Annotated in this window: 22 protein-coding genes; 4 read left to right on the top strand and 18 right to left on the bottom strand. The window is 52.7% G+C overall.

Going from position 1 to position 25,864, the window contains the following annotated elements; all coding sequences use genetic code 11:
• Nucleotides 1-213: 213 nt before the first annotated feature.
• A complete protein-coding gene (gene fhuE / locus SBG_RS05435; RefSeq protein ID WP_000874159.1) occupies nt 214-2,394 on the top strand; it encodes a ferric-rhodotorulic acid/ferric-coprogen receptor FhuE in 2,181 nt (726 codons plus the stop codon).
• A 131-nt stretch (nt 2,395-2,525) separates the two neighbouring features.
• On the opposite strand, the gene ptsG is transcribed toward fhuE, so the two are convergent.
• From ptsG to yceD, 14 genes are all read right to left on the bottom strand, one after another.
• The gene (gene ptsG, locus SBG_RS05430; RefSeq protein ID WP_000475705.1) at nt 2,526-3,959 is read right to left on the bottom strand and encodes a PTS glucose transporter subunit IIBC; all 1,434 of its coding nucleotides are present in this window, start codon (nt 3,957-3,959) and stop codon (nt 2,526-2,528) included.
• Nucleotides 3,960-4,379: 420 nt separating this feature from the next.
• A complete protein-coding gene (locus tag SBG_RS05425; protein WP_000480276.1) occupies nt 4,380-5,177 on the bottom strand; it encodes a metal-dependent hydrolase in 798 nt (265 codons plus the stop codon).
• Between the two features lie 10 nt (nt 5,178-5,187).
• Nucleotides 5,188-6,192, bottom strand: coding sequence for a DNA polymerase III subunit delta' (gene holB, locus SBG_RS05420; RefSeq protein WP_000872439.1), 1,005 nt, complete (start codon nt 6,190-6,192; stop codon nt 5,188-5,190).
• Nucleotides 6,189-6,830: a dTMP kinase gene (gene tmk, locus SBG_RS05415; protein WP_000535405.1), complete on the bottom strand. Its 642-nt coding sequence runs from the start codon at nt 6,828-6,830 to the stop codon at nt 6,189-6,191. The genes holB and tmk overlap by 4 nt, the downstream gene beginning before the upstream one ends.
• Complete coding sequence (gene yceG, locus SBG_RS05410) at nt 6,820-7,842, bottom strand: cell division protein YceG (RefSeq protein ID WP_000736780.1); 1,023 nt, start codon at nt 7,840-7,842, stop codon at nt 6,820-6,822. The genes tmk and yceG overlap by 11 nt, the downstream gene beginning before the upstream one ends.
• A gap of 2 nt (nt 7,843-7,844) precedes the next feature.
• Complete coding sequence (gene pabC, locus SBG_RS05405) at nt 7,845-8,654, bottom strand: aminodeoxychorismate lyase (protein WP_000478650.1); 810 nt, start codon at nt 8,652-8,654, stop codon at nt 7,845-7,847.
• 123 nt (nt 8,655-8,777) lie between these two features.
• On the bottom strand, nt 8,778-10,019 hold the full coding sequence (fabF, locus tag SBG_RS05400; protein ID WP_000044671.1) for a beta-ketoacyl-ACP synthase II: 1,242 nt from the start codon (nt 10,017-10,019) through the stop codon (nt 8,778-8,780).
• An 85-nt stretch (nt 10,020-10,104) separates the two neighbouring features.
• A complete protein-coding gene (gene acpP / locus SBG_RS05395) occupies nt 10,105-10,341 on the bottom strand; it encodes an acyl carrier protein (RefSeq protein ID WP_000103754.1) in 237 nt (78 codons plus the stop codon).
• A gap of 154 nt (nt 10,342-10,495) precedes the next feature.
• On the bottom strand, nt 10,496-11,230 hold the full coding sequence (gene fabG / locus SBG_RS05390) for a 3-oxoacyl-ACP reductase FabG (RefSeq protein ID WP_000007236.1): 735 nt from the start codon (nt 11,228-11,230) through the stop codon (nt 10,496-10,498).
• A 12-nt stretch (nt 11,231-11,242) separates the two neighbouring features.
• The gene (gene fabD / locus SBG_RS05385; protein WP_000191349.1) at nt 11,243-12,172 is read right to left on the bottom strand and encodes an ACP S-malonyltransferase; all 930 of its coding nucleotides are present in this window, start codon (nt 12,170-12,172) and stop codon (nt 11,243-11,245) included.
• A 15-nt stretch (nt 12,173-12,187) separates the two neighbouring features.
• Nucleotides 12,188-13,141, bottom strand: coding sequence for a beta-ketoacyl-ACP synthase III (gene fabH, locus SBG_RS05380; RefSeq protein ID WP_000288152.1), 954 nt, complete (start codon nt 13,139-13,141; stop codon nt 12,188-12,190).
• 80 nt (nt 13,142-13,221) lie between these two features.
• A complete protein-coding gene (gene plsX / locus SBG_RS05375; RefSeq protein WP_079775220.1) occupies nt 13,222-14,301 on the bottom strand; it encodes a phosphate acyltransferase PlsX in 1,080 nt (359 codons plus the stop codon).
• A gap of 134 nt (nt 14,302-14,435) precedes the next feature.
• Nucleotides 14,436-14,609: a 50S ribosomal protein L32 gene (gene rpmF / locus SBG_RS05370; RefSeq protein ID WP_000290727.1), complete on the bottom strand. Its 174-nt coding sequence runs from the start codon at nt 14,607-14,609 to the stop codon at nt 14,436-14,438.
• A gap of 51 nt (nt 14,610-14,660) precedes the next feature.
• Nucleotides 14,661-15,182 carry a 23S rRNA accumulation protein YceD gene (gene yceD, locus SBG_RS05365; RefSeq protein WP_001174490.1) on the bottom strand — a complete coding sequence of 174 codons (522 nt, stop codon included), beginning with the start codon at nt 15,180-15,182 and terminating at the stop codon, nt 14,661-14,663.
• 197 nt (nt 15,183-15,379) lie between these two features.
• Here yceD and SBG_RS05360 point away from each other — a divergent pair, with 197 nt between their 5' ends.
• The gene (locus SBG_RS05360; RefSeq protein ID WP_001137601.1) at nt 15,380-15,964 is read left to right on the top strand and encodes a Maf family protein; all 585 of its coding nucleotides are present in this window, start codon (nt 15,380-15,382) and stop codon (nt 15,962-15,964) included.
• 98 nt (nt 15,965-16,062) lie between these two features.
• On the opposite strand, the gene rluC is transcribed toward SBG_RS05360, so the two are convergent.
• Entirely contained in the window at nt 16,063-17,016 is a 954-nt protein-coding gene (rluC, locus tag SBG_RS05355; RefSeq protein WP_000846307.1) for a 23S rRNA pseudouridine(955/2504/2580) synthase RluC, read from the bottom strand.
• 572 nt (nt 17,017-17,588) lie between these two features.
• Here rluC and rne point away from each other — a divergent pair.
• The gene (gene rne / locus SBG_RS05345) at nt 17,589-20,822 is read left to right on the top strand and encodes a ribonuclease E (protein ID WP_000827443.1); all 3,234 of its coding nucleotides are present in this window, start codon (nt 17,589-17,591) and stop codon (nt 20,820-20,822) included.
• A gap of 41 nt (nt 20,823-20,863) precedes the next feature.
• Here rne and SBG_RS05340 read toward each other — a convergent pair whose 3' ends face one another.
• Nucleotides 20,864-21,799: a LysR family transcriptional regulator gene (locus tag SBG_RS05340; RefSeq protein ID WP_024134989.1), complete on the bottom strand. Its 936-nt coding sequence runs from the start codon at nt 21,797-21,799 to the stop codon at nt 20,864-20,866.
• Nucleotides 21,800-21,909: 110 nt separating this feature from the next.
• Between SBG_RS05340 and SBG_RS05335 the strand changes: the two genes are divergently transcribed.
• On the top strand, nt 21,910-23,112 hold the full coding sequence (locus tag SBG_RS05335; RefSeq protein WP_000178754.1) for an MFS transporter: 1,203 nt from the start codon (nt 21,910-21,912) through the stop codon (nt 23,110-23,112).
• Nucleotides 23,113-23,196: 84 nt separating this feature from the next.
• On the opposite strand, the gene flgL is transcribed toward SBG_RS05335, so the two are convergent.
• Entirely contained in the window at nt 23,197-24,150 is a 954-nt protein-coding gene (flgL, locus tag SBG_RS05330; RefSeq protein ID WP_001223038.1) for a flagellar hook-associated protein FlgL, read from the bottom strand.
• Nucleotides 24,151-24,164: 14 nt separating this feature from the next.
• Entirely contained in the window at nt 24,165-25,826 is a 1,662-nt protein-coding gene (gene flgK, locus SBG_RS05325) for a flagellar hook-associated protein FlgK (protein WP_000096430.1), read from the bottom strand.
• Between the last annotated feature and the right edge of the window lie 38 nt (nt 25,827-25,864).

Raw genomic sequence — 25,864 nt, 5'->3', positions numbered from 1 at the left:
ACACTACTGTACTTACCGTCATCTCCCTTTCCACGACATCTTAATTCGCTCAGAAAATATTTTCAGCTTCACGATTTATATCGTTTTACACATTAAATACAAATGCGTATATTTCTCATTTGCATTTTTATGCACATTAACCCGCTATTACTGGAAGTAAGATTCCACATTGTGCGTTCTTCACATTGCCCGCTAACCAGCAAGGATTATCTGATGGCTTTCATTCAATACCGCCGGGATAAATACATTCAACCTGCCGCCGCACCGACGTTGCTGTCCATGTACATTGCGATGGCGTTTGCGCCTGCTGCCGTCTTTGCAACGGAAGAGACCGTTATCGTCGAAGGCGCAGGGCCTGCCGACACCATCAAGCGTGAAGAACAGGATTACAGCGTGAAAACGACCACGGCAGGCACAAAAATGCCGATGACCCAACGCGATATTCCGCAGTCTGTCAGTATTGTCAGCCAGCAACGCATAGCAGACCAGCAATTGCAAACGCTGGGCGATGTGATGGTCAATACGACGGGAATTAGCGGAAGCCAGGCCGATTCCGATCGCGTCAGTTATTACTCACGCGGTTTCGAAATTGATAACTATATGGTGGACGGCATTCCAACGTATTTTGAGTCCCGCTGGAATCTGGGCGACGCGCTGACGGACACCGCACTGTATGAACATGTGGAGGTGGTTCGCGGAGCCAATGGTCTGATGACAGGAACCGGTAATCCATCCGCCTCAATTAATATGATCCGTAAACATGCCACCAGCCGCGAGTTCAAAGGGAATATCTCGACGGAATACGGTAGCTGGAATAAGCAGCGTTACGTTATGGATCTGCAAAGCCCGCTCACCCTGGATGGCAATGTACGCGGACGCATCGTGGCGGGTTATCAGAATAACGATTCCTGGCTGGATCGTTATAATAGCGAGAAAACGTTCTTTTCCGGGATTATTGATGCCTCGCTGGGAGAGAACACCGGCCTTTCAGCCGGCTATGAATATCAAAAAATTGATGTGAATAGCCCAACCTGGGGCGGCCTTCCACGCTGGAACACCGATGGCAGTAAAAATAGCTATGATCGCGCACGTAGCACGGCGCCGGACTGGGCTTACAATGACAAAGAGATAAATAAAATCTTCGTCACACTCCGGCAGCGTTTTGCCGACAACTGGCAAGCGACCCTGAATGCGACGCATACCGAGGTCAAGTTCGACAGTAAAATGATGTATATCGACGCGTTAGTGGATAAAGAAACAGGCGCGTTGGTGAGTCCTTATGGCACAAGCTATCCCGTGGTTGGCGGCACCGGCTGGAACAGCGGTAAGCGCAACGTAGATGCGATAGATCTCTTTGCTGATGGTGCTTACGAACTGTTTGGCCGTCAGCATAACCTGATGCTCGGCGGCAGCTACAGCAAGCAGAATAACCGCTATTTTAGCGCGTGGGACAGTGTTTTCCCGAATCAGATTGGCAGTTTCTACCGCTTCAACAGCGCTGACTTCCCGGAAACCCGCTGGGATCCACAGAGCCTGGCGCAGGACGACACCACACGGATGAAGTCACTGTACACCGCCACTCGTATCACGCTGGCGGACCCGCTGCACCTAATCGTTGGCGCGCGCTATACCAACTGGAGCATTGATACTCTGTCTTACAGTATGGTGCAAAACCACACCACGCCGTATGCCGGGCTGGTTTATGACATCAACGAGAACTGGTCAACATATGCCAGCTATACTTCAATCTTCCAGCCACAAAATAAAAAAGACAGCTCGGGCGCCTATCTGAAGCCAATTACCGGGAAAAATTACGAACTGGGTCTGAAATCCGACTGGATGAACAGCCGATTAACCACCACGCTTGCTGTGTTCCGTATTGAGCAGGATAACCTGGCACAGTCTACCGGCGTGCCGATTGCTGGCAGCAACGGTGAAATCGCCTATATGGCCGCCGACGGCACCGTCAGCAAAGGCGTGGAGTTTGAGATCAACGGCGCGCTGACCGATAACTGGCAGATGACCTTCGGAGCTACCCGTTATATTGCCGAAGACAATGAAGGCAATGCTGTGAATCCCAATCTGCCACGCACCAGCATGAAGTTATTCACCCGCTATCGTCTGCCGATAATGCCAGAGTTAACCGTCGGCGGTGGCGTGAACTGGCAGAATCGTGTTTACAAAGATACCGTCACGCCGTACGGCACTTTCCGCGCCGAACAAGGCAGCTATGCGCTGGTCGATCTCTTTACGCGCTATCAGGTGACGAAGAACTTCTCCATACAGGGGAATATTAACAACGTGTTCGATAAAACCTACGACACCAATATTGACGGCGCTGTCGTTTACGGCGCGCCGCGTAATGTGAGCCTCACTGCCAGTTACCAGTTCTGACAGACTGTCGGATAGCGTTGTCCGGCCTGCCTCCTGTAGGGCGGATAAGCGCAGCGCCATCAGACAGTGTAAGATACCATTAAAAAAGGCAGCCACGCGGCTGCCTTAGTTCTCCCCAACATCAATACTGCTTAGCTGTTACGGATGTATTCATCCATTTCCGTTTTCAGGTTATCGGACTTCGTACCGAAAATAGCCTGAACGCCGGAACCTGCAACTACAACGCCCGCTGCGCCCAGTTTCTTCAGGCCAGCCTGATCCACTTTCGCTACGTCGGCCACGCTCACGCGCAGACGCGTGATACAGGCATCCAGGTTGGTGATGTTCTCTTTACCGCCAAACGCTGCCACCAAAGCTGGCGCCATTTCACTGGTTGCACCTGCTTTAGCATCATCGGTAGTATCTTCACGACCCGGCGTTTTCAGATCCAGAGCTTTAATCAGTACGCGGAATACGGTGTAGTAAACAATCGCATAACCAGCACCGACAATTGGGAACAACCACAGTTTGCTGCTGTTGCCGGACAGAACGATAAAGTCGATCAGACCGTGGGAGAAGGACGTACCATCACGCATCCCCAGCAAAATACAGATCGGGAACGCCAGACCTGCCAGAATCGCGTGGATAATGTACAGGATCGGCGCCACGAACATAAACGAGAACTCGATAGGTTCGGTAATACCGGTCAGGAACGAGGTCAGCGCGGCGGAAATCATGATACCGCCCACTTTTGCGCGGTTTTCCGGTTTAGCCGAGTGCCAAATGGCAATGGCCGCAGCCGGCAGACCGTACATTTTAAACAGGAAGCCGCCGGACAGCATACCCGCCGTCGGGTCGCCTGCCATATAGCGCGGAATATCACCGTGGAAGACCTGGCCCGCCGCGTTGGTATATTCGCCAATCTGCATCTGGAAAGGAACGTTCCAGATATGGTGCAGACCAAACGGCACCAGGCAGCGCTCGATGAAACCATAAATGCCAAACGCCACGACAGGGTTCTGATAAGCCGCCCACTGTGAGAACGCCTGGATAGCCGTACCAATTGGCGGCCATACAAAAGACAGCACCACGCCTGTAAAAATAGCCGCCAGACCAGAAATGATCGGCACAAAGCGTTTGCCTGCAAAGAAACCCAGATACTCAGGCAGTTTGATTCGGTAGAAGCGGTTAAACATATACGCTGCGATGGCACCAGAGATAATGCCGCCAAGCACACCCGTATCAGCAAGGTGTTTTGCAGCAATCTCTTCAGCAGGTAAATGCAGAACCAGCGGCGCAACCACAGCCATGGTTTTTACCATGATGCCATACGCCACCACCGCAGCCAGAGCCGAAACGCCGTCATTGTTGGTGAACCCCAACGCCACGCCGATAGCGAAAATCAGCGGCATATTGGCAAAAACAGATCCGCCCGCTTCCGCCATAACATGCGATACAACGGCTGGCAGCCAGCTGAAGTTAGCGGAACCGACACCCAGCAGAATACCTGCAATAGGGAGTACGGATACCGGCAGCATCAGCGATTTACCGACCTTTTGCAGGTTAGCAAATGCATTCTTAAACATAATTAGGAGTGCTCCTGAGTATTTGTGCTTTTATACACGCCATCCTTCAAACTGCCTCAGGGTTGGCTGCGTCTGTTCACCACGGTCGCCTACTGAAGTAGAAGTCCGATGATTCACACACGTGCCGTCTTAATGCAACCTGAAGATAGTGTGTATATCTACTTTCTCACGCGTTGGCGAGGGGGGAGGACCCCGCCGTGAACAGGACATCTAAGTGCCCTTTTATTTATTACACAGAGTAAAATAAATAAGTCTGATTTTGTTTGACGGCTATCACGTTTCAGCGCCAGATAGCCTAAAAAGTATCACTTTATGACAAAATGAGTTTCTGAATGTTTCTGTAAACGCATTCACCGCCCACTTTGTGGCGGTGAACTTTACGCGTTTTGCTTATTAATTACGAGCATTAAAAAAACTCGTTTAGCAGATGGATGACAGACGAGACGCGTCGATATGGAACAGGCGAGCAAAATTATCGGTCGTTATCTGCGCCAGTTCTTCAACGGCAACCCCTTTCAATACCGCCATATATTCTGCAACGTCCCGTACCATTGCAGGCTGGTTCTCTTTACCACGATGCGGCACTGGCGCCAGATAAGGAGAATCAGTCTCAACCAATAAACGATCCAGCGGCACATAGCGCGCCGCCTCACGCAATTGCCCGGCATTACGGAACGTTACGATGCCGGAAAAAGAGATATAAAATCCCAGATCCAGTAATTTACCGGCCGTTTCTCTGTCTTCTGTAAAACAGTGTAGTACGCCGCCGCAATCCGTCACCTTTTCTTCCCGCAGAATCGCCAGCGTATCGGCACGCGCGTCACGGGTATGTACAATCACCGGTTTTTTCAGGTCACGGCCAATCTGGATATGGTGAATAAAGGACTCCTGCTGCCGTACTTTGGTCTCCGGCGTATAAAAGTAATCAAGCCCGGTCTCTCCCATCGCCACCACATCGTCTTGCGCGGCAAGGAGACGCAACTCATTCACATCATAGGCTTCATCCTGGTTTAACGGATGTACACCGCAGGAAAAAACGACATTATCACGCGTGCCTACCAGTTCGCGCATATGGCGATATCCCGGCAGCGTTGTCGCGACCGCTAAACAGAACTTCACATCACGCGCGGCGGCTTTCGCCAGCACATCGTCCACGTCCTTATGCAAAGATTGATAATCCAGGCCATCAAGATGGCAGTGTGAGTCGACTAAAAACATAATGTCTCTCTCAAAGATGAGGAACAGGCAACAGGATGCCTGGTTGCAGGTAATGCTCAATGCGGAGAATAAGATCGGTTAACACCAGTTCGCGGTTTAGGCCGGTCACATGAAGTAATTGTTCCCGACAATGGCAAATGTCATTCAGAATCGCCTGAATACGCGCCGGGGATAGTGGCCCCGCCAGCGCGGCAATGACCGCTTCCGCATCAACGTTAGTTAAGTACGTCGCACCATGCTGGCGTTTAAGCGCATCTACCAATAGCGTAGCCAACCAATGCAGACGCGCCGGGGCTTGCTCATGATTGAGCGCCGTTAATAACGCGTACCAGTCGCCCGTTTGCACACTGTCTGTTAACGCCTGGCACAGTGCCTCGCGCTGCGCCCATCGTTCAGACTGCAACAGCGCCAGAGCAGCACCGGGCGACCCTGCGCTCAGGCGTAGCGCTGTGAGCAAAATATCTTGTGACACTGTCACCTCTCGCAACAGCCAGGTTATTGCATACTGCTCTGGCGGCGGGGCCAGATGATGCAACCGACAGCGGCTGCGCAGAGTCGCCAGCAGACGTGCAGGCTCTGGACTGGCAAGGAAAAACCAGGTGTGTTCCGGCGGCTCTTCCAGCGTTTTCAGTAATGCGTTGGCGGCGGCATCAGTTAATAACGCCGCATCGGCAATCCACACCACTTTCGCGCCGCCCAGCCGGGAATGTTCGTACAATTTCTCGCTGACTTCGCGCACCGTATCTACGCCAAGGCTGCTCTTTCCTTTATCTGGCGTCAGCGTGTAATAGTCCGGATGTGTGCCGGCCTGCATAAGCTGGCACCCACGACAATGCCCACAACTTTTGTGGCCGTCTGGCTGCTGGCATAAGAGATAGCGGCTAAGCGCGTAGCTCAACGCCTCTGCTCCCATGCCCGGTAAGGCCTGAATCAGTAACGCATGGTGCCCGCGACCTGCCTGGTAGCTTTCTACCAGTTTTTCATAGGCAGGTCGTAGCCACGGATACCATTTCATGCCGCTTGCTCCTGCACCCATCTGGTCACCGTGGCGCGAATGTCGCGTCTAACGACCTCCAGCGGCTGGGTCGCGTCAATCGTGTGGATACGCGGATCTTGCGATGCCAGTTCCAGATAGCGTGCGCGGGTACGGTTAAAGAAATCAAAAGATTCCTGCTCAATACGATCCAGATCGCCACGCGCTCTGGCGCGTTTTAGCCCGACTTCAGGCGTAACATCCAGATATAGCGTCAGGTCAGGTCGAAAATCACCTAACACGGCATCGCGTAGTGTCGCCAGCATGGTTTGATCGATACCGCGCCCTCCTCCCTGATACGCCTGGGTAGAGAGATCGTGACGATCGCCAATCACCCATACGCCTTGCGCCAGTGCGGGTTTAATGACGGTTTCAACAAGCTGTACGCGCGCAGCATAAAACATCAGCACTTCCGCTTTATCAGTAATGACTTCATCGCCTACCGACCGGATATCCAGAACCAGGCTTCTTAGCTTTTCGGCAAGCTGCGTTCCCCCCGGCTCGCGAGTGAAGATCATGTCGCGAATACCCAGTTGCCCAAGGGTTTCTACCACCACATCGCGCGCAGTGGTTTTTCCGGCGCCTTCCAGGCCCTCGATGACGATATAATTACTGCCCATTTTTTTCCTTAAGCACTTTCAGGTACTCCTGCACTGATCGGTTATGGCTGGCAAGATTGGTATTAAACACATGGCCGCCTTTGCCATCGGCCACAAAATAGAGATATGGCGTTTTCGCCGGATGTGCCGCGGCCTGTAATGAAGCCTCACTGGGAGACGCAATTGGTCCTGGAGGTAATCCGGTTATGGTATAGGTATTATAGGCCGTTGGCTTTTCCAGATCCGCACGCGATAATTTACCATTATAACTTGCCCCCATCCCGTAAATCACGGTGGGATCGGTCTGAAGGCGCATACCAATTCTCAGACGATTAATAAACACTGACGCCACCTGATCGCGTTCGCCCGGCACAGCCGTCTCTTTTTCAATGATCGAGGCCATTGTCACCAGTTGGTTCTGATCGTTATACGGTAAACCTTCCGCCCGTCCTTCCCAGACCCGAGCAACCGTTTTCACCATCTTCTGGTGCGCCCGTTTGAGAATAGCCACATCGCTGGTGTTGGCGGTATACATCCAGGTATCGGGCCAGAACCATCCTTCCACCCATTCCGGATGTGCAAGCTTTAATGCCCGGGCGACGGTGGCATAGTCATCATCTGGTAATGTATGGCGGATATACGGCGCTTCTCGCAACTGTTTGAGGTAGTCGCTAAGACGCATCCCTTCAACAAACCGCAGCGGAAATTGCGCCTCTTTTCCACTCTCCAGCAGCTTAAGCATATCCCGTACGGTCATACCCGGCATAAAACGGTAGGTGCCCGCTTTAAAGTGCGATAATTCAGGCTCCACGCGCAGCAGCCACTGAAATACCCGGGGGCGATTAATGATTTTTTCAGCATAAAGCTGGTCGCCAAGCGCCAGCCGCCCCGTTCCCGCCTTGAGCGTAAAGATAGTCTCGTTTTTAATAAGTAACGTGCTATCCGCCAGATGGCGAACCTTCCACATCCCCACCCCTACGGCAACACCCAGCCCAACCAACAGGAGAAGGACAACGACTGACAATTTTTTCATAACTAATTCGGATACTCGCAAAATGGGGCTAAAAATTGAAACAGTGTTCGCGAAGAATACATCGCGCCATCATAGGCGCGTACGGGGATAACCGGCATTAGCGCATTGCAGATAACGACTTCATCAGCCTGCCTGACCACCTCCTCTCTTGCTCGTACCTCGACGACCTGGAAAGGAGATTGCGCCAGTTTGCGCAAACAAAATTGCCGCATAATCCCGTTTACTCCTGCCTGATCCAGGCGCGGCGTAGAAACGATGTCGCCAGTACGCCAGAACAAATTAGCCGCACAGCATTCCGTAACCCATCCCTCGCTGTCAAGAACCAGAGCGTCATCGGCGTCCGTCTGCTCAAGACAAGACCGAATCAATACCTGCTCCAGGCGGTTCAGGTGTTTTAAACCGGCAAGATAAGGGTTGCGCCCAAGAGGGATAGGGCTAAGCGTAAGAGTGATGCCTTGCTTACGCCACTGAGAATAATAAGCGGGATAAGCAGAAACGGAGAGGATCCGGGTAGCTGCCTGACAATTCATGGCGCTGTATCCCCGGCCGCCGCTGCCACGGCTAATGATCACTTTCAACACGCCTGAATCATGCCCTGTGGCCAACATAGTCATCTCTTGCCGAAGGGTCGCCCAATGGCTAAAAGCGATCCGTAATTTTTCACAGGCAATCTGCAAGCGCTGAAGATGCGCTTCCAGATGGCAAATGTTGCCATCAACAATACGTGCGGTCGTAAAACTGCCATCGCCGAACTGCGTCGCCCGGTCGCTTACAGCAAGTTGATCCTGCGCATGGCCATTAATTAAAAACATAGTGGCTCCTTATCCGTCGCCTGCTAGTGTGGCAGGATGAATAACGCAGAACAAGAGGTGATATGCCTAATAAAAAAGGCCCGACAAGCGGACCTTTTTATTAATGTCTGTCTCTGGCTTAACTTAGATCTTTTTAAAGATCAAGGAACCGTTAGTTCCGCCAAAGCCAAAGGAGTTACACAGAGCATACTCCAGATCGCTGACCTGGCGCGCTTCGTGCGGCACAAAGTCCAGATCACAACCTTCATCCGGGTTATCCAGGTTGATGGTCGGCGGAATGGCACGATCGCGCAGCGCCAGAATAGAGAAAATCGACTCTACTGCGCCTGCAGCACCCAATAGATGACCCGTCATCGACTTGGTTGAACTCACCATCACACGGCTTGCAGCGTCGCCAAAGACAGACTTAACGGCCTGTGCCTCAGCTTTGTCGCCAGCAGGCGTAGACGTGCCGTGCGCATTGACGTAGCCAATCTGACCCGGCTCGATAGCAGCATCACGCAATGCGTTAACCATCGCCAGCGCCGCACCTGCGCCATCTTCCGGCGGTGACGTCATATGGTAAGCATCGCTGCTCATCCCAAATCCGACAACTTCAGCGTAAATTTTGGCGCCGCGCGCTTTTGCATGTTCGTACTCTTCGAGTACCAGCATACCTGCACCGTCGCCCAACACAAAACCATCGCGCTCTTTATCCCACGGACGGCTGGCCGCCTGCGGGTCATCGTTGCGGGTAGACAGCGCGCGCGCTGCGCCAAAACCGCCTACGCCCAGCGGCGTACTGGCTTTTTCAGCGCCACCCGCCACCATCGCGTCCGCATCGCCATAGGCAATAATACGCGCGGCATGACCGATGTTATGCACGCCCGAAGTACAGGCAGTAGCAATAGAGATGCTTGGCCCACGCAGGCCATACATGATAGTCAGATGACCTGCCACCATGTTAACAATCGTCGACGGGACGAAGAACGGGCTGATTTTACGCGGTCCGCCTTTTACCAGCGAACTGTGGTTTTCTTCGATCAGACCGAGACCACCGATACCGGAGCCAATAGCGGCACCAATACGGGTTGCGTTCTCTTCCGTCACTTCAAGGCCAGAATCCTGCATGGCCTGAACGCCAGCGACAATTCCATATTGAATGAAGGCATCCATCTTGCGCTGTTCTTTACGCGAGATAATGTCATCACAGTTAAAATCCTTTACTAAGCCAGCAAATTTCGTTGCATAGGCGCTAGTATCGAAATGGTCGATCAGGCTGATGCCACTCTGACCGGCAAGGAGAGCTTTCCAGGTAGACTCTACGGTATTGCCGACAGGAGACAACATGCCCAGTCCGGTCACAACTACACGACGCTTAGACACGGTTGTCCTCCAGGGAGGGAAAATGATTCTAGTGGGACAAAAGGATAAAACTCAGGCGGTCGAACGACCGCCTGGAGATGTTCACTTACGCCTGGTGGCCGTTGATGTAATCAATGGCAGCCTGAACGGTGGTGATTTTCTCAGCTTCTTCGTCCGGAATCTCAGTATCAAACTCTTCTTCCAGAGCCATTACCAGCTCAACGGTGTCAAGAGAATCTGCGCCCAGGTCTTCGACGAAAGAAGCATTGTTGGTAACTTCTTCCTGCTTAACGCCCAGCTGTTCGCCGATAATTTTCTTAACGCGTTCTTCGATAGTGCTCATACTCTTAAATTTCCTATCAAAACTCGCTTTCGCGATGGTTTTCGTAGTGTATAAAATGTTGAAAAATTTGCAACTAAATCCCGGCAGGTCTTACCACGATTTTACGTTATTTTGAGGCTATTTGCTCTAATAACGCAAATATTTTTCAACGTGATTAAACCATGTACATTCCGCCGTTGACGTGCAGAGTCTCACCCGTGATGTAACTCGCTTCGTCAGAGGCTAAAAATGCAACCGCACTGGCGATTTCCTGAGCGCCGCCGAGGCGACCCGCAGGAACCTGCGCCAGGATACCCGCACGCTGATCGTCAGACAGCGCACGCGTCATGTCCGTTTCAATAAAACCCGGAGCCACAACATTGACAGTAATACCACGGGACGCAACTTCACGAGCCAGTGATTTACTGAAACCGATCAGACCCGCTTTCGCCGCAGCGTAGTTTGCCTGACCTGCATTTCCCATGGTACCAACCACAGAACCAATAGTGATAATGCGACCACAACGCTTTTTCATCATAGCGCGCATTACCGCTTTTGACAGGCGGAAAACAGATGATAAATTGGTTTCGATAATATCGTTCCACTCATCATCTTTCATTCGCATTAGCAGATTATCACGAGTGATACCGGCATTATTAACCAGGATATCCACTTCACCAAATTCTGCGCGAATATTTTCCAGAACAGATTCAATAGATGCAGGATCGGTCACATTCAACATCAGACCTTTCCCATTAGCACCTAAATAATCGCTAATATTCTTCGCGCCATTTTCACTGGTGGCAGTCCCGATAACTTTCGCGCCACGGGCAACAAGCGTCTCGGCAATGGCACGGCCTATGCCACGGCTTGCGCCAGTCACCAGCGCAATTTTTCCTTCAAAGCTCATGGTTTTCCTCTTTTATTGCGGAAGTGCCGCAGACAGCGCCGCCGGCTCGTTCAGCGCCGACGCGGTCAGGGTGTCGACAATACGTTTCGTCAGACCAGTGAGGACTTTACCTGGACCCACTTCATAAAGATGTTCAACGCCCTGCGCCGCGATAAATTCTACGCTCTTCGTCCACTGTACCGGATTGTACAACTGACGAACCAGAGCATCGCGGATAGCGGCAGCATCGGTTTCACATTTCACGTCAACGTTGTTCACTACCGGAACCGTTGGCGCACTAAAAGTAATTTTGGCTAATTCCACCGCCAGCTTATCCGCCGCCGGTTTCATCAGCGCGCAGTGCGACGGCACGCTAACCGGCAACGGCAGCGCACGCTTCGCGCCAGCGGCTTTACAGGCTGCGCCTGCGCGTTCTACCGCCGCTTTATGCCCGGCGATAACCACCTGGCCCGGCGAGTTGAAGTTAACCGGAGAAACCACCTGGCCTTCGGCAGATTCTTCACAGGCTTTGGCAATGGCGGCATCGTCCAGACCGATGATCGCAGACATACCGCCAGTGCCTTCCGGTACCGCTTCCTGCATGAACTTGCCGCGCATCTCTACCAGACGAACGGCATCAGCAAAGTTGATGACGCCAGCACAGACCAGCGCAGAATATTCGCCCAGACTGTGGCCCGCCATTAACGCTGGCGTTTTGCCGCCCTGCTGCTGCCAGACGCGCCAAAGCGCAACGGAAGCCGTTAATAACGCAGGCTGCGTCTGCCAGGTTTTATTCAGTTCTTCCGCCGGGCCTTGTTGGGTGAGCGCCCACAGATCATATCCCAGTGCCGCAGAAGCTTCAGCAAACGTTTCTTCTACGATAGGGTAATTTGCTGCCATCTCAGCCAGCATCCCAACGCTCTGGGACCCCTGACCGGGGAACACAAATGCAAATTGCGTCATGTTTAAATCCTTATACTAGAAACGAATCAGCGCGGAGCCCCAGGTGAAACCGCCCCCAAAGGCTTCCAGCAACACCAGTTGACCAGCTTTAATTCGTCCGTCGCGCACGGCTTCATCCAGTGCGCACGGCACAGAAGCCGCAGAAGTGTTGCCGTGTCTGTCCAGCGTGACAACCACATTGTCCATCGACATACCAAGTTTTTTCGCTGTCGCGCTAATAATTCGCAGGTTAGCCTGATGCGGCACCAGCCAGTCGAGTTCTGAGCGGTCCAGGTTATTGGCCGCCAGGGTTTCATCGACAATATGCGCCAGTTCGGTGACCGCCACTTTAAAGACTTCGTTGCCCGCCATTGTCAGATAAATCGGGTTATCCGGATTTACGCGGTCGGCATTCGGCAGCGTCAGTAATTCGCCGTAACGGCCATCGGCATGAAGATGGGTAGAGATAATACCCGGTTCCTCAGAGGCGCTGAGCACAACTGCGCCTGCACCATCGCCGAAAATAATGATCGTACCACGATCGCTGGGATCGCAGGTGCGAGCTAATACATCGGAACCGACAACCAACGCGTGTTTAACCGCGCCGGACTTAACATACTGGTCGGCAATACTTAACGCGTAGGTGAAACCTGCGCACGCTGCCGCGACATCGAAAGCCGGGCAACCTTTAATACCGAGCATACTTTGAATCTGACATGCTGCGCTTGGAAATGCATGCGTTGCTGAGGTGGTAGCCACCACAATCAAGCCAATGTGGTCTTTATCGATCCCTGCCATCTCAAGCGCGCGATTCGCAGCAGTAAAGCCCATCGTCGCGACGGTTTCGTTTGGCGCGGCAATATGGCGTTCACGAATACCTGTGCGAGTGACAATCCACTCGTCAGAGGTCTCAACCATTTTTTCCAGATCGGCGTTAGTCCGCACTTGTTCAGGCAGATAGCTGCCAGTACCAATAATCTTCGTATACATGTACGCTCAGTCACTTTTCGGTTATATACCGCCACCTGTTAACGTCTGGCACGCTGGCAGCGCCCCGGTACACAGCAAAATTATCTGTGCGCCCGCAGGTTTACGCTTTTGCCCTCGTCCAGCGGTTCAAATCCGGCTGGGTATACAGATTCCAGGCGAGCGGCAATTCGCTGAGGAACTTGTCGCTGCACCGCCTGCACTGCCTGTTCAATCGCGACGGCAAATGCTCGCTGATTGGCCGCACCATGACTTTTAATCACCGTGCCGCGCAATCCTAACAGACAGGCGCCATTATACTGGTCGGGGTTGAGGTGACTGAATCGCCTCGTCAGGCTTTTTTGTAACCAACGTTTTAGTAACAGCAGCCACCACGACCGTTTTTTCCCCTCACCCTGTGATTTCAGCAGTGAAAGGAACATCCTGACAACACCTTCCATCGTTTTAAGTGTGACATTGCCCGTAAAGCCGTCACATACCAGTACATCGGTTTTTCCCGTCAGTAACTCATTCGCCTCAAGGTAACCGATGTAATTGATGGATGGGACTGTTTTTAGCATTAAAGAGGCTTCACGAATACTGTCGAGGCCTTTAGTTTCTTCTTCCCCGATATTGAGCAACGCCACCCGGGGATTTCTGATGCCGACAACCTCTTCCGCCAGAACGGCACCCATCACGGCAAACTGCACCAGCATAGTACTGTCGCAATCAACGTTGGCGCCCAAATCAAGCACTACCGTTTTGCCCTTCTGCTGATGTGGCAATACCGTCACCAACGCGGGACGCTCAATCCCCTCAAGAGGTTTAAGCAATAATTTCGCCAGCCCCATCAGCGCTCCGGTATTACCGGCACTAACACAGGCTTCGGCTCGGCCTTCTTTTACAAGCTCCAGGGCCAGACGCATCGATGTCCCGCGACTGGCGCGGATCGCCTGCGAAGGCCGGGCATCACTGGCAATAACTGACTGCGCAGGGATAATCTGCAGACGCGAACGTTGTTCAAAGTCAGCTTTGGCAAGCAATGGCGTGATAATATCGGGATTCCCGACTAAAAGAAGAGTGAGCTGCGAATTAGCGTTTAGTGCCTGCAATGCTGCAGGCACCGTCACGGAAGGGCCAAAATCGCCCCCCATGACATCTAACGCCAGGGTTAGACGTGTCAAGGTATCGTCGCTGCCTGGTTCGGTGTTTCCCCGCTTACGCGGAGAAATCCTCACTAAGCTATATCACGCTTATACTCTTCGGCTTTCACACTGCAGGCGCACCTGCATTGCAAAAGGCATCGAGTATCGCGCGATTACTTAGCGATTACCTTACGGCCACGGTAGTAACCGTCGGCAGTGATGTGGTGACGCAGGTGTTTTTCACCAGAAGTTTTGTCTACAGACAGGCTGGTGACTGCGGTCAGAGCGTCATGGGAACGACGCATGCCACGTTTGGAACGGGTTGGTTTATTCTGTTGTACGGCCATGGACCTTACTCCTCAATTACGGTTTATCCCTGCGTCCGCGGGGAAGACCTATTACTTACGCTTTAAGCTGGCTAATACGGCAAATGGGTTTGGCTTTTGCGCTTCATCAGGCAGTTCGCCAAAGACCATGTCCGCCTCGGACACTTCACAGTGTTCAGAATCATGCACCGGAACTACCGGCAAGGCGAGGATGATTTCATCTTCAACCATTGCAAGCAGATCGATTTCGCCGAATTCGTTTACCTCAATCGGCTCATACGCTTCCGGCAGTGCTTCAGCCTGCTCGTCGGAACGGACAGGGCTAAAACAATATGTTGTGTGAACCTGATGGGTAAACGGTTTCCCGCAACGCTGACATTCGAGCGACACCATAACTACCGCATCGCCGGTTAAAACGGCGAGACGCTGGTTATCGATAGCGAACGACATGGAGCATTCCACATCACTGTCCACACTGACTACGGATTCGGCGACGCGCTCAACCTGATCGGGAGTATAGATACCCTGGTAATCAAGGCGTTTTTGAGCGGTACGAACCGGATCAAGAGTCAGGGGTAATTTTACCTTTTGCATAGGGCGCGCATATTAACTTCGTAACGTCATATAGTCAAAGAAAAAGGCAGCCTGCGGTTGCCTTTTGCCAATAATTCGCACACATTGCGGGTTACAGACTTATTTTCGCTCAAGACGAGTCCGTGTGACAAGCTTGAAGGACGAAGAGCATAGTTTAAGATGGCTCTCATTATTACGCTATATCTGAGGGAAAAAATATGCCCCGTCTCATCCTTGCATCTACCTCGCCCTGGCGTCGCGCACTACTGGAAAAACTGACGATTCCTTTTGAATGCGCCGCGCCGGATGTGGATGAAACTCCACTGCCGGGCGAAGCGCCGCGGCAGTTGGTACTGCGTTTGGCGCAAGCCAAAGCGCAATCGCTCGCCACGCGTTTCCCGGATCATTTGATTATTGGCTCAGACCAAATTTGCGTTCTGGACGGTGAAATCACCGGCAAACCGCTGACGGAGGAAAAAGCGCGTCAGCAATTAGCCAAAGCCAGCGGGAATATTGTGACGTTTTATACCGGTCTGGCGCTGTACAATTCCGCCTCCGGACATTTACAAACCGAAGTGGAGCCTTTTGACGTGCATTTTCGCCATTTACGCGAGACGGAAATAGATGACTATGTCCGCAAAGAACATCCCCTATACTGTGCGGGAAGCTTTAAAAGCGAAGGGCTGGGGATTGCCTTATTCGAACGTTTAGAGGGCCGGGATCCGAATACGCTGATCGGTTTACCGCTTATTGCCCTGTGTCAGATGCTCAGACGGGAAGAGATGAACCCGCTTAACGCATAGTCGGATAAGCTGCCTTAGGCCTGATAGAGACGCGCAAGCGCCGCCATCAGGCATTTTTGCCGGATAACGTTGTAAAGCTTATCCGGCCTACAAACGCATCAGACAGGCTTACGTAATACCTGCAGGCAATGCTTAAGCTGCTCATCCATCGGCGCTTCGATACGTAATACCTCGCCCGTCCCCGGATGGGTAAATTTCAGCGCTGCCGCATGTAAAAACAGACGTGACAGTCCTGTCCCCGCCAGTTGCTTATCAAATTCACGGTCGCCGTAGCGATCATCGAACGCGATAGGATGACCGGCATATTGGGTATGCACGCGAATCTGATGCGTACGGCCCGTCACCGGACTACAGCGCACCAGCGTGGCAAACGCATAACGCTCTTCTACTTTGAAACGCGTTTCCGACGGTTTGCCCTCCTGACTTACCCGTACGATGCGTTCCCCGCTTTGCAGAATATTTTTTAATAGCGGCGCCTGCACGGTTTTGACGTGTGATTGCCACTGACCGCGAACCAGAGCCAGATAATCTTTTTGCATTCCCTTCTCACGCAGTTGCTCATGCAACGAACGCAGAGCGGAGCGTTTTTTCGCCACCAGCAGCACGCCGGAGGTATCGCGGTCGAGGCGATGCACCAGCTCCAGGAAGCGCGCTTGAGGACGTAATGCCCGTAATCCTTCGATTACACCGAAACTTAACCCACTGCCGCCGTGTACGGCAGTGCCGGAAGGCTTATTGAGCACCAGAATATGGTCGTCTTCATACAAAATGACATCAGCTAACGCCGCCACTTTTTGCAAATGCGGTGACACAGCCTCTTCTTCGCGTTCAGCAACCCGAACCGGCGGAATACGAACTTCATCGCCCGCTTCCAGCTTGTATTCCGGTTTGATGCGTTTTTTATTCACCCGCACCTCGCCTTTGCGTAAGATGCGATAAATCATACTTTTGGGCACCCCTTTCAGTTGGGTGCGCAAAAAGTTGTCAATGCGTTGCCCCGCATCGTCAGCGGCAATAGCAACAATTTTTACGGATGGCGTTTCTGTTTTCATGGGGGCGATTCTAAATAGCCTGTGGGATTCGCGCCACACATTTTTCTCTACTTATATTGAGGTCTGTGCCAGACGATGAACGTTTACCACCGCACTTTTGGCGGTTATTAAAGCGATCTGCGCGTACAGGTGAAAAAACTGTGAGTAAGCGGGTGATAAATGGTAAAAGTCATCTTGCTATAACGAGGTTAGCAGTGGAATAATGATGCGGTTTCCGCACCGAAACTTGTTAAAACAAAAAGTTTAGCGGAATGACCCATTTTGCCTGACCGATCATCCACGCAGCAATGGCGTAAGACGTATTGATCTTTCAGGCAGTTAGCGGGCTGCGGGTTGCAGTCCTTACCGGTAGATAGGATCTTCTCTGGAGAGTAATACCCAGGCTGCTTCCCTGATAATTGCGCTGTGTTTCCGTATGAAACACAGGCAACCGACACTCTGCGCCTCTTTGAGCTGACGATAACCGTGAGGTTGGCGACGCGAAATAGTCACGAGGCCATCGGTTCATGCCCGGTAAGGCGTCACCATGCCCGCAGCTTAGTCGTCAACGTAAGAATAATGAGTAAGTTACGATGAAAAGAATGTTAATCAACGCGACTCAGCAGGAAGAGTTGCGCGTCGCCCTTGTAGATGGGCAGCGTCTGTACGATCTGGATATAGAAAGCCCCGGACACGAGCAGAAAAAAGCGAACATCTATAAAGGCAAAATTACCCGTATCGAACCGAGTCTGGAAGCGGCTTTTGTGGATTACGGCGCTGAACGTCACGGTTTCCTCCCGTTAAAAGAAATTGCCCGCGAATATTTTCCCGCCAACTACAGCGCTCATGGTCGTCCGAACATCAAAGACGTGTTACGTGAAGGCCAGGAGGTTATTGTTCAAATTGATAAAGAAGAACGCGGCAACAAAGGCGCGGCGTTAACCACCTTTATCAGTCTGGCGGGCAGCTATCTGGTTTTGATGCCGAATAACCCGCGTGCAGGCGGTATTTCCCGTCGCATTGAAGGTGACGATCGTACCGAGTTAAAAGAGGCGCTGGCCAGTCTGGAACTCCCTGAAGGGATGGGGCTTATCGTGCGTACCGCGGGTGTCGGTAAATCCGCCGAAGCGTTGCAGTGGGATTTAAGCTTCCGTCTGAAACACTGGGAAGCCATTCAAAAAGCCGCTGAAAGCCGCCCAGCGCCATTCCTGATCCATCAGGAAAGCAACGTCATCGTGCGCGCCTTCCGCGACTATCTGCGTCAGGATATCGGTGAAATTCTTATCGATAACCCGAAAGTGCTTGAACTGGCGCGTCAACATATTGCTGCATTAGGCCGTCCGGACTTTAGCAGCAAAATTAAGCTGTACACCGGTGAAATTCCTCTGTTCAGCCATTATCAGATCGAATCGCAGATTGAGTCGGCGTTTCAGCGAGAAGTGCGTCTGCCGTCCGGCGGCTCTATTGTTATTGACAGCACCGAGGCATTAACCGCCATCGATATTAACTCCGCCCGGGCGACTCGCGGCGGCGACATTGAAGAAACCGCGTTCAATACTAACCTCGAAGCAGCCGACGAAATTGCCCGCCAGCTACGTCTGCGCGACCTGGGCGGCCTGATCGTTATCGACTTTATTGATATGACGCCGGTGCGCCATCAGCGTGCGGTGGAAAATCGTCTACGTGAAGCGGTGCGTCAGGACAGAGCGCGTATCCAGATCAGCCATATTTCCCGCTTCGGCCTGCTGGAGATGTCCCGCCAGCGTCTGAGCCCGTCGCTGGGTGAATCCAGCCATCACGTGTGTCCTCGCTGTTCCGGTACCGGTACCGTGCGCGATAACGAGTCCTTGTCTCTTTCTATTTTGCGTCTGATTGAAGAAGAAGCGCTGAAAGAGAACACCCAGGAAGTTCATGCCATTGTTCCGGTGCCAATTGCCTCTTATCTGCTTAACGAAAAACGTACGGCAGTTAACGCGATTGAGACGCGTCAGGATGGCGTACGTTGTGTGATCGTTCCAAACGATCAGATGGAAACGCCGCACTATTCCGTGCTACGCGTACGCAAAGGGGAAGAAACCCCTACCCTGAGCTACATGCTGCCTAAACTGCATGAAGAAGCGATGGCGTTGCCTTCTGAAGAAGAGTACGCCGAGCGTAAACGCCCGGAACAACCTGCGCTGGCAACGTTTGCTATGCCAGAAGTGCCTCCAGCCCCCACGCCTGCTGAACCGGCGGCCAGTGTCGCGACGACGAAAAACAGCAAGGTGGCTGCTGCGCAACCTGCTCAGCCAGGACTGTTTAGCCGCTTCCTTAATGCGCTGAAACAGCTATTCAGCGGTGATGAAGAAACGAAAACCGTCGAAAAAGCGGCACCGAAAGCGCAAGAAAAACCGGAACGCCAGCAAGAACGCCGCAAAACACGGCAGAATAACCGCCGCGATCGCAATGAACGCCGCGACAACCGCGACAACCGTGATAACCGAGTCGAGCGGGAGGGTAGCGAGAACCGCGACGAGAATCGCCGTAACCGCCGCCAGGCACAGCAGCAAAACGCTGAAGCACGCGATACCCGCCAGCAGGAAACGGCGGAAAAAGTGAAAGCCAGCGATGAGCAGCAACAGACGCCGCGCCGCGAACGCAACCGTCGCCGCAATGATGAGAAGCGCCAGGCGCAACAGGAAGTGAAAGCGCTCAACCGCGAAGAACAACCTGTTCAGGAAACCGAGCAGGAAGAGCGTGTGCAGCCGGTTCAACCTCGCCGCAAACAGCGTCAGCTTACTCAGAAAGTCCGATTCACCAACCGCGAAGCGGTTGAGACCGTTGATACACCAGTTGTCGTTGACGAACCGCGCCCGGTTGAAAACGTTGAGCAACCCGTTCCAGCACCGCGTACTGACCTGGCGAAAGTCGATTTACCCGTCGTTGCCAATGTTGTACAGGAGCAGGACGATACCGCCGAGTCGCGTGATAACGCCGGAATGCCGCGTCGCTCCCGCCGTTCACCACGCCACTTGCGCGTAAGCGGCCAGCGTCGTCGTCGCTATCGTGACGAACGATATCCGACGCAGTCGCCGATGCCGTTAGCCGTTGCCTGCGCGTCGCCGGAAATGGCGTCGGGTAAAGTCTGGATCCGTTACCCGATTGTTCGTTCTCAGGAAACACAGGTTGAAGAGCAACGCGACGCAGAACTGGCTCTGCCTCAAACTGCCATCGCCAATGAACAGCAGACTGTCGCCGCAGCCGTTGCTTTCGAACCAGAAATGCCAGTACAGGCCGTCGAACCAGCACAAGCAGCAGAAAGTATTGTCGTTGAGCCTCAGACCGTCATCGCCCCCCCGGCACCGGAAGCAGTTGAAGTCGAGACAACGCATCCGGAAGTGATTGCCGCGCCGGTTGATGACCAGCCTCAATGGATTGCCGAAAGCGATACGCCGGTGGCGCAAGACGTTATTGCTGAGGCAACTCCGGTGGCAGAAACCGCCGATACCTCCATCGCTGTTGATGAAAACGCGGCTGACGTTGTCGTTGTTGAGCCAGAAGATGAGATGAAGGTGGAAGCGACGGTTGTGGAACACACGGCAGAAGAGACCGCCATTGTTCCGGCCCAGGCGGTGGAAAAGACGGAAAATGTTATCTGCGTTGCCGATCATAACCACGCCAGCGCCCCGATGACGCGCGCGCCCGCGCCGGAATATGTGCCAGAAGCGCCACATCATAGCGACTGGCAACGTCCTTCCTTCCACTTTGAAGGTAAAGGCGCGGCAGGCGGACACAGCGCCACACGTCACGCCAGCGCTCCGGCTACACGTCCGCAGCCAGTAGAATGAAATAACCGCTGATAAAAAGCCGACCGCCTGGTCGGCTTTTTTTATCCCCCTGTAGGGTGACGCATTCCCGTCAGTGCGGGCATCACCTCTTTCATCAAATCAAGAAACTTACGTAGCCGGGTAGGATAATAGCGGGCCCATGGGTAAACCAGATGAACCGATAACGCCGTCGCCTGCCATTCCGGCATCAACTCGGTTAAATGCCCCGCGCTGATATCTTCTTCTACCATCCAGCCGGAGACAATGGCGATACCCAGTCCGGCCAGCGCGGCGTTCCGCGCGACATAAATGCTATCGGTACTTAATCGGGGGGAAATGGAGAACGTCACCGGTTCGCGACTGCGCTGATGGACCAGCGACACATTATGCTGGTAGAACGTACTTACAGATATCCACGGCAGCGATGTTAACTGATGCGGCGTATCAATGCCTCCATATTGCGCCAGTAAAAGCGGCGAGACCACGACGCGACGCGGCACTTCCGCTAACAGCACCGAGACAGTTTGCGGATCAACATCTGCGCCAACTCTAATGGCGCAGTCAATATCATCGCTAAGAAAATCGACCGTTTTATCATTTAGCATCCACTCTACCGAAAGCTGAGGGTAGCGGGTAAGAAATGTCAATAGCGGCGTCAGAAGCTGCTGCTGACCAAACGCATGCGGTGCGCGGACTCGTAACATTCCAACGGGTTTATCTGTCGCCACATTCAGCCTGTCCTCCAGCGCCAGCCAGGCATCAATCACTTCCCGGGCATGTTGATAGCATCGTTCGCCATCATCGGTCAGGCGCATGGCATGTGTCGTACGTAGCAGCAATTTAGCGCTTAGTAACGCTTCAAGCGTCTGTAGACGACGGCTTACCGTTGCCTGCGTCATTTGCATTTGTCTTGCCGCGGCTGAGAGGGAACCTGCCTCAACGATACGCACGAAGGTACGCATTAACTCGATCCTGTCTATACGTTCTCTCTTTTTCATTACGACACAGTTATACGTTAAGCGTATAACTGTTTTACCACTCTACCCTCTACCTGACCAGCACATTACGGTGAACAATAGCGCCATCATCGACCATTAAGGAAACCGTTATGACTATGCGCACCGGGCGCTCCCGCTGGGTTATTTTTATTCTGGCTCTGGGGGCGGGATTCAGCGTTGCCGCCATCTATTATGCACAGCCGCTGCTGCCGCTAATGGAAAAAGATCTGGCGTTACGTATTACCAGCATGGGACTCGTGCCCACCTTAACCCAGGCAGGGTACGCACTGGGCATTCTGTTTTTACTGCCATTAGGCGACCGTTACGACCGCCGAACATTAATTTTACTGAAAAGCGCCTCGCTTGCCGTCCTCTTGCTGGCATGTAGTTTTACCGCTCAGCTTCACTCACTTTTGCTGATAAGTCTGCTACTGGGCATGGCCGCTACCATGGCGCAGGATATTGTTCCCGCCGCCGCAATCCTTGCGCCGCAAGGCCAGCAGGGGAAAATGGTAGGTACCGTAATGACAGGACTACTGTTGGGTATTCTACTGTCCCGAACCGTTAGCGGACTGATAGGCGCTGCCTTCGGCTGGCGTGAAATGTACCAACTGGCAGCCCTGAGCATTGCCATAATCGGCATCATTATGTGGAAAGCGCTGCCTCGTTTTGCCGTAAGTGCCACGCTCAGTTATCCCGCATTAATGTGCTCTATGTTGCAGCTATGGCAACGTTATCCTGCGTTGCGACGCGCGGCGCTGGCACAGGGTTTTCTTTCTATTGCCTTTAGCGCTTTCTGGTCAACGCTGGCGGTTATGCTGGCGCAACGTTACCAGATGGGAAGCGCCATCGCCGGCGCATTTGGCTTTGCTGGCGCAGCAGGCGCACTCGCCTCGCCGCTCGCAGGACGACTGGCTGACACTGTCGGCACTGAAAAGGTGACACAGTTGGCCGCACTACTGGTGACAATGTCATTCGCGCTGATGTTTTTGCTTCCAGCGTTACCGGTACAAAGGCAATGGCCGTTGATTGCCCTTTCCGCCATCGGGTTTGATCTTGGGCTACAGTCCAGTCTTGTTGCGCACCAGAACCTGGTATATGGTCTGGAACCGCAGGCCAGAGGCCGTCTGAATGCGCTACTCTTTACGGTGATATTTATCGGTATGGCGTTAGGTTCCGTGCTTGGTAGCCAGGTCTACGCATTAGCAAACTGGTCCGGCGTGGTTATGCTAGCCGTCATCAGCAGCGCTATTGCGCTCATCATCAGAGTAATGGGAAACCTGTCAATAAATTCCCGACACGCGGAGCGATAACGGCTAAAAAAATGCCCGCGCCGGGGTGGATGGCGCGGGCAGACAAAACATATCCAGTTTCGTGATATGTTTCAAAAAGAAGCGTTACCGGTTTAACTGGAAAAGCGACATGCCCTGCATATCGGTAAACGCTTTGTAGGAGGCCTGCAATGCCGCCTGTTGCATCACGTAGGAAGAGATAACCGAGTTCCAGTCAACATCCACCAGATCGCTCATCTGTTGTTTCTGACCCAGCGCACGATCACTTCCCAGTGAATCGAGGGTACTGAGTTCACTCAGTTGCGTACCCAGCTCCGCACGAACGGTCAGGACGTTGTTAAGCGAGTTTTTTAGACCGCGATTCGTTTTATCAATGGCAGCAGCAGCCTTTTCTTTTTCCACGTCATTGCCATCTACCGGCGTGTTGAGCGCGGCAATTGCCGTGTCAAGCATAACAAACAAATTCGTTTCGGAGGCCGTACCATCAGGTTCCGGAACCGCATTGCTGGTGATGTGATTAAAAATTTGCGTTCCCGTATGGCCAATCACCATCGTACGCGCAGAATCTACCTGCTGAGTAACGCTTTTTTCGCCGCCATGATAATCTCCCGTGGCCTGGTCGAAAGGCGCGGCCTCTGTTTTATACCCGGCAAAAATATAGCGACCATTCCCGTCTGTGCTGTTCGCCAGATTCATCAACTGGTCACGGATACCCTGTAAATCTGTCGCCAGTGAAGCGCGGTCATCGTCGCTTAACGCGCCGTTTCCGGCATAGACAATTTTTTCCTGCGCCGTTTGAATCGCCGTTGTTACCTGGCCGAGTACGCTTTCTTCCAGCGAGACTTTTTGCGTCGCAAATGTACGCGCCAGAGCATACTGGCTATTTTGCGCCTGCGCCTGAGAAAGCACCACTGCCTGCGACGCGGCGATCGGATCGTCAGAGGGATTGGTTACGCGCTTACCGGTAGACATCTGTTCGCCAAACTTCATCCATTCAGCCTGAGAGTTAGTGATGCCGCTCATATTTTGCTGATACATCATCTGGGTACTGATACGCATGTTATCCTTCTCCCTTAACGAATATTCAGTAACGCATCAAACAGCGCATTGGCGGTCTGCAATACCTGCGCATTGGCCAGATAATATTGCTGGTAACGCTGCAAATTGCCGTATTCTTCGTCGAGGTTAACGCCGGAAACTGACTGCTGCTGCTTATAAAGTTGGTTAACCACATTCGCCTGCGTAGTGCTGCTGGTTTTTAGCGTCGAAGTTTTGTTACCTACATCGCTGACCAGCGTAGCGTAGGCATCGTTAAAGGTTTTGTTACCGCCCACCACGTCGCTGTTTTGTAAGTTCAACAACGCCTGGCCGTTGCGGTTATCGCTGTCGCCAGTATCGACATCCGGATCAAGTTTTGACTCGGAAGCCATCGCAATCCCGGCTTCATTTGTCACTTTCACTTTCATCTCAACGATAGCATCACTGACAGGCTTCAACAGGAAACTGTCGTTCTTCTGCACCCCGGTGCCCACCGTCACTTTCAGACCGTCAATCTCCAGTTTTCCGTCAACGTCTTTTGTCGCCGTGAAAGTGGTGTTATCCGCAAGGCGAGTAACCTGCCAGTCACTGCCGTCAAAAACAATCTGATAATCCGTTGCCTGAACCTTCGTACTGTCGTCCACTTCTGCGGTTAGCGATACCGTTTTATCCGCATTATTACTGTTGCTGTAAATCACCGGCGAGCCGATGCCAAAGAAGTCCTTGCCTTTATTGCCATCGGCGTCATAGCCTTTGGTATGTTGCGCGTTAAACGCATCGGCAAATGCCAGCGCCAGTTGCCCCAGCGTATTACGAGTCTGATCCAGGTCCTGTGAACGGAATGTCAGCAGCCCGCCGAGCGAACCGGTGTTCAGCAGTTTTTCCGGAATTTCGATGTTACCGGCAGCCTCATCGACATAAGCAACAGTAGTACGTGTTGGATCAGCGCTGGAAGGTACCGCCGCCAGTTGACGGGCTGTCGAACCTTGTACCAATGTATAACCATTGGCCATCGTCAGGTTATAGGTTCCGCCGTCCTGTACGCTCACCTCCACGCCAACGATCTTATTCAGCTCACTGACCAACTGGTCACGTTGATCGAGCAAATCGTTCGGCGACGCGCCCGCGCCTACGCCCGTCAAACGCGAGATTTGATCGTTCAGATTGGCTATCTGCTTAGTGTAATTGTTGATTTGCGCCACACTGGAGCCAATCGCGATATTAACCTGTTTGTCCTGATCGCGCAGATACTGATCGGTAGTTTTGAACTGGTTTACCAGCCCTTCCGCTTTACCAATTAATGCCTGACGCGCTGCGGGATCTTCTGCATTACTGACCAACGTTTGCAGACTGGTAAAAAAACTCTGCAATGAACCAGATAGTGAACTGGATTTATCCGCCAGCAGGTTGTCAATTTTTGACATTTGCTCATAGCGTGTGGTCAATCCGCTGCTCTGGTTTTGCGCCCCGCGCAGCTGATTGGTGATAAACGCATCATATTCGCGCTGTACGCCTGAAACATAGACGCCATTACCCATCCAGCCGCCGGCACCTAACGTACTGTTTGCCTGCGCCAGAATCGTGGTCTGCCGGGTATAACCCGCCACATTATAATTGTTGATGTTATTACTGACCGTATTTAACGCAGTTTGCGCGGCGTTAAGTCCGCTCATGGCGTGATTAATCAAGCTGGACATGATGGTTCCTTTTAATCCTTCAATACTCGTTGTTATCG

This window comes from Salmonella bongori NCTC 12419, assembly GCF_000252995.1.
Taxonomy (GTDB): Bacteria; Pseudomonadota; Gammaproteobacteria; order Enterobacterales; family Enterobacteriaceae; genus Salmonella; species Salmonella bongori.
Note: the sequence above shows the minus strand (reverse complement) of the source record. Positions and strands in the feature narration are given on the sequence as shown.

Coding starts and splice junctions, on each gene's coding strand:
- fhuE (WP_000874159.1), top strand. CDS start 214: ATGGCTTTCATTCAATACCGCCGGGATAAATACATTCAACCTGCCGCC.
- ptsG (WP_000475705.1), bottom strand. CDS start 3,959: ATGTTTAAGAATGCATTTGCTAACCTGCAAAAGGTCGGTAAATCGCTG.
- SBG_RS05425 (WP_000480276.1), bottom strand. CDS start 5,177: ATGTTTTTAGTCGACTCACACTGCCATCTTGATGGCCTGGATTATCAA.
- holB (WP_000872439.1), bottom strand. CDS start 6,192: ATGAAATGGTATCCGTGGCTACGACCTGCCTATGAAAAACTGGTAGAA.
- tmk (WP_000535405.1), bottom strand. CDS start 6,830: ATGGGCAGTAATTATATCGTCATCGAGGGCCTGGAAGGCGCCGGAAAA.
- yceG (WP_000736780.1), bottom strand. CDS start 7,842: ATGAAAAAATTGTCAGTCGTTGTCCTTCTCCTGTTGGTTGGGCTGGGT.
- pabC (WP_000478650.1), bottom strand. CDS start 8,654: ATGTTTTTAATTAATGGCCATGCGCAGGATCAACTTGCTGTAAGCGAC.
- acpP (WP_000103754.1), bottom strand. CDS start 10,341: ATGAGCACTATCGAAGAACGCGTTAAGAAAATTATCGGCGAACAGCTG.
- fabG (WP_000007236.1), bottom strand. CDS start 11,230: ATGAGCTTTGAAGGAAAAATTGCGCTGGTGACTGGCGCAAGCCGTGGC.
- fabD (WP_000191349.1), bottom strand. CDS start 12,172: ATGACGCAATTTGCATTTGTGTTCCCCGGTCAGGGGTCCCAGAGCGTT.
- fabH (WP_000288152.1), bottom strand. CDS start 13,141: ATGTATACGAAGATTATTGGTACTGGCAGCTATCTGCCTGAACAAGTG.
- rpmF (WP_000290727.1), bottom strand. CDS start 14,609: ATGGCCGTACAACAGAATAAACCAACCCGTTCCAAACGTGGCATGCGT.
- yceD (WP_001174490.1), bottom strand. CDS start 15,182: ATGCAAAAGGTAAAATTACCCCTGACTCTTGATCCGGTTCGTACCGCT.
- SBG_RS05360 (WP_001137601.1), top strand. CDS start 15,380: ATGCCCCGTCTCATCCTTGCATCTACCTCGCCCTGGCGTCGCGCACTA.
- rluC (WP_000846307.1), bottom strand. CDS start 17,016: ATGAAAACAGAAACGCCATCCGTAAAAATTGTTGCTATTGCCGCTGAC.
- rne (WP_000827443.1), top strand. CDS start 17,589: ATGAAAAGAATGTTAATCAACGCGACTCAGCAGGAAGAGTTGCGCGTC.
- SBG_RS05340 (WP_024134989.1), bottom strand. CDS start 21,799: ATGAAAAAGAGAGAACGTATAGACAGGATCGAGTTAATGCGTACCTTC.
- SBG_RS05335 (WP_000178754.1), top strand. CDS start 21,910: ATGACTATGCGCACCGGGCGCTCCCGCTGGGTTATTTTTATTCTGGCT.
- flgL (WP_001223038.1), bottom strand. CDS start 24,150: ATGCGTATCAGTACCCAGATGATGTATCAGCAAAATATGAGCGGCATC.
- flgK (WP_000096430.1), bottom strand. CDS start 25,826: ATGTCCAGCTTGATTAATCACGCCATGAGCGGACTTAACGCCGCGCAA.